At 63.2% G+C, this 3725-nt stretch carries 3 protein-coding genes and 1 pseudogene; 3 read left to right on the top strand and 1 reads right to left on the bottom strand.

The features are described from left to right. On the top strand, positions 1–351 hold a 351-nt coding region (locus EOA86_RS26405; RefSeq protein ID WP_164891995.1), incomplete at its 5' end, for an NADPH-dependent FMN reductase. A gap of 62 nt (positions 352–413) precedes the next feature. Here EOA86_RS26405 and EOA86_RS26400 read toward each other — a convergent pair. Continuing rightward, on the bottom strand, positions 414–821 hold the full coding sequence (locus tag EOA86_RS26400; protein ID WP_128344374.1) for a helix-turn-helix domain-containing protein: 408 nt from the start codon (positions 819–821) through the stop codon (positions 414–416). 97 nt (positions 822–918) lie between these two features. On the opposite strand from EOA86_RS26400, the pseudogene EOA86_RS26395 reads away from it, so the two are divergent. Both EOA86_RS26395 and EOA86_RS26390 read left to right on the top strand, forming a co-directional pair. Continuing rightward, positions 919–1894, top strand: a pseudogene (locus EOA86_RS26395) (zinc-binding dehydrogenase). A gap of 605 nt (positions 1895–2499) precedes the next feature. Beyond that, the coding region (locus tag EOA86_RS26390) for a FecR family protein (RefSeq protein WP_206630137.1) at positions 2500–3725 on the top strand (1226 nt) is incomplete at its 3' end.

Here is a 3725-nt window from a genome sequence, read left to right as displayed (position 1 = left end):
GAATACAACCATGGCCCGACCGCCGTGCTGAAGAACGCGATCGACTACGCCGCCAATGAATGGAATAAGAAGCCGGCCGGCTTCGTCGGCTATGGCAGCGTCGGCGGCGCGCGGGCCGTCGAGCAGCTGAGGCTGCATGCGGTTGAGCTGCAGATGGCGCCGGTCAAGTCCGCCGTCCATATTGCCTGGGCCGATTTCCTCGCCGTCAGGCAAGGTGAAAAGAAGCTCGACGAGCTTGAGCACCTGAACCAGGCGGCGACCGCGCTGGTCAACGACGTTGCATGGTGGGCCAAAGTGCTGAAGGCGGCGCGTCAGGCTGACGCGGTGGCCGAGGAAGTCAAGGCGGCCTGAACCGCAGACCAGAACAATCCTCCCAAGGATTCCGGGGCGGCGCTTGCGTCGCCCCTTTTTGATTAGGCTAAGGCTGGCTGCCGCGGCTGCCGAGGCCTGATGATGCAATCGGCAAGGCGGTCCATTTCGTTCAGCTCACCCGCATGGTGCTGGCCCCACTCGCAGAGCGCCAAAAGGATAGGCTCGAGGCTAAGGCCGAGTCGCGTCGCCGAATATTCGACGCGCGAGGGAATTTCGGCAAAGATCTCGCGTCTGACAAGACCGTGTTCCTCCATTTCACGAAGCTGCTGGATCAGCACTTTCTGGGTGATATCGGGAACCAGCGTCTTCAGCACCGAAAGCCTTCGGGGGCCGTCGAAGAGATGGTAGAGAATAACAGCCTTCCATCGGCCCGAGATCACTTTCAGGGCGCGTTCCGCCGGCAGCAGAGGCAGTCTCTTGGTTTGCAGCCTTTTGGCCAGCTTGGCCATGGTCACCTCCTGGTCAGCAGGGGACAAATGAGTGTGTAGTCGCGATCAGGCAGATAGTGGCAAACAGCAGCCGATGCCATAGCGATGGGTGCATGCCATGAGAGCCATTCAACTGAACCGTTTCGGCGGTCCCGACATCTTCGACGTCGTAGAAATGCCGAAGCCGCTGCCGGAGGCCGGCGAGTGCTGATCCGTGTTCGCGCGGCCGGCGTGAATTTCTTCGAAGTGCTGATGCGCGGGGATCGCTACGCGGTGACGCCGGACTTGCCTGTCATTCTCGGCGTCGAGGCTGCCGGGACCGTGGAGGCGCTTGGTCAAGGGGTGGACATCTCGCTGACCGAAACACGCGTTGCGGCGCCGCTGTTCGCTTCGAAGCGCCCGTTTGGCGGCTATGCCGACTATGTCACGATCGACGCAAAGCTGGCCGTGCCTTTGCCCGACGCGCTCTCGTTCGAAGACGCGACGAGCTTGATGGTGCAGGGGCTGACGGCTTTTCATCTGCTGCGGCAAAGCCCGCCAGCCGGCAAATCGGTGCTGGTCACTGCAGCCGCGGGCGGTGTCGGCTCGCTGCTTGTCCAGCTCGCCAAAGCCAGGGCGCCAGCACCGTGATCGCGGTCGCCGGCAGCAGGGCCAAGCTCGATCTTGCCCTGTCGCTTGGGGCCGATGCCGCGGTCGACTACAGCACGTCGGATTGGCCCGCGCGTGTCCGGAAAGCGGCAGGCGGCGCCGGCGTCGATGTCGTCTACGACATTGTCGGCGGCCCGGTGACGGCGGCGTCGCTGCAAGCTCTCGCGCCTGGCGGAGAGTTGGTCTTTGCCGCGCTCGGCAGATACGCGATCGGCGCTGCGGAACTGGAAGCGATGATCACCCGAAACCAGTCCTTGCGAGGTTTTGCCCTGCTTCCGCTGCTCTCTGCCGATGGCCTCAGGGCCGGCCTGTCGGAGCTTTTCCACCTGGCCGCCAGCGGCCAGCTTGTGACGCAGGGCGGCCGCTATCCGCTCGACCAGGCAGCCGAAGCACATCGCTCGCTGGAGGAGCGTCGCTCGACCGGCAAGGTCGTGCTGATACCTTAGAGCAATTCTAGGAAAAGTGTGAACGGTTTTCCGTCCGGAATTGCGCAAAAACAAAGAGATAGAGCGGTTCGGCGTTTCCGTGAAACGATGAACCGCTCTAGTATCGTGGTCGACGATTAACTGCGCACAGGCCAATCGTGGAACCTGTCCGCTTTGCGCCTGATGTCGGCCGTTGAGGTGATTTTAGCTGTTGCCCGATAGCGGACGTTGCCGGCGACCACCTTGGACATCGTTGTTGCGCCATAACGCGACCTTCAGGGCGCTCCTGCAAAGCTGCCCTTCGCGCATTGGTCGGAGTCACCCAAAGCGGAGTTGCGGAGGGCTACGCCCTCAGTCTTTTCACAGTCTGGACGACGCTGTCCAGAAGCAGCTGGCGTCGGTCAGCCACCGGTTTTCAAGCGACGAAGCTGGTCCCACTTTGAACTCCCTTCACTCAACTGCTTATAGGACATAGCCGCCCGGACCATAGCGCCTGTTTTCCGATGCTGTGTGTCCGGGCAGCAACGTTTGCCGTGTTCGGCGATCTGCTGCAACGGAGTATTTGACAGTTCGATGAATGAACCGTCATAAAGCCGTATGAAGAGGGGGCGCGCTTCAGAACTGCGATGCGGGGGCCGGTAAGTTTTTCGCTGTTGTTGACGGCGCTCGTCGGCATCCAGCCGGCGGCGGCCGATGTCGTGCCGCGCAACCAGCCGGCGGCCGGGTCGGTCATTGCCCGCAAATCGGGCGAGGAAGTGCGCTTCCTAGAATTCGCCTCTTGGCAGGTGGTCGATCTCAGGCAGGACGTCGTCCCCGGCGACTATCTGCGCACCAACGCCACCGGCAGCCTAGCAGTGCTGTTTGCCGACCGCACCCAGATGCGGCTTGGCCGCAATACGACGCTCCTGGTCAAAAAGATCGGCGCGGCGTCCGACACCGAGTTCAAGCTGGAGAGCGGCACCATCTGGGCGCGAGCAGAGCGCGGCGGCGAAGGGCTGACCATCGACACGCCCGCCGCCGCCGCCGCCATCCGCGGCACCGACTGGACGATGACCGTCGACGGCAACGGCCGCACCTCGCTGATCGTGCTGGAAGGCACGGTAGAACTCGCCAACGAATTCGGCTCGGTCAGCGTCGCCGAAGGCGAAGCCGCGGCGGCCACCATCGGCTCGGCGCCGACGAAGGTCGTCATCGTCGATTCGGACGACCGCGAGCAGATGCTGTTCTACTACTCCTTGCGCGACGCTTTCACCGTCCTGCCAGCATCGGCATTGTCGAGCCTGGACATGCGCAAGGCGCGCGCCAGGATAAAGGCGATGGAGCAGTCGTCCCGATCCGCCGAGGACTGGGTGACATTGGCCGAGGTTAATCTTGACTTTGAAGGGCGGGAAGCGGCGCGCGACGCGGCCAGGCAGGCGCGACAATTCCCGCTGACGCGCGAGCAGGGAGCCCGGCTCGATCTGATCGACGCGTTGATCGCCGGCGCCGAACAGCGCTATGCCGAGGCGGCGCATCTGTTCGAACGCGCGGCGCCGCGTCTCGATCCCAGCCGGCGTGTCATGGCGCGCTATGGCGGCTACTATGCGCGCTCGCTGGCTGACCCCAGCCATATCGAAGCTCCGCCGGTTAATGCGGATGCCGGCGTCGCCGCGGCCATCGCCGAGGCTCTGACGGCCGGATTTCTGGTCGACCTCAAAGCTGCAATTGCCGTTCTCGAAAGAGCCGAACGGCGCTATCCCGGTGATCCGACGCTGCCCGCCCTCAGGGCACAAATTGCGTTCCTGCTCGACGACCGCGAACAGGTGGAAGCGGCAATCGATCGCGCTTTGTCGCTCGACCCGGATAATATGAT

This window comes from Mesorhizobium sp. M5C.F.Ca.IN.020.32.2.1, from assembly GCF_004023105.1.
Taxonomy (GTDB): Bacteria; Pseudomonadota; Alphaproteobacteria; order Rhizobiales; family Rhizobiaceae; genus Mesorhizobium; species Mesorhizobium wenxiniae.
This window is presented reverse-complemented; position numbering and strand designations above follow the sequence as displayed.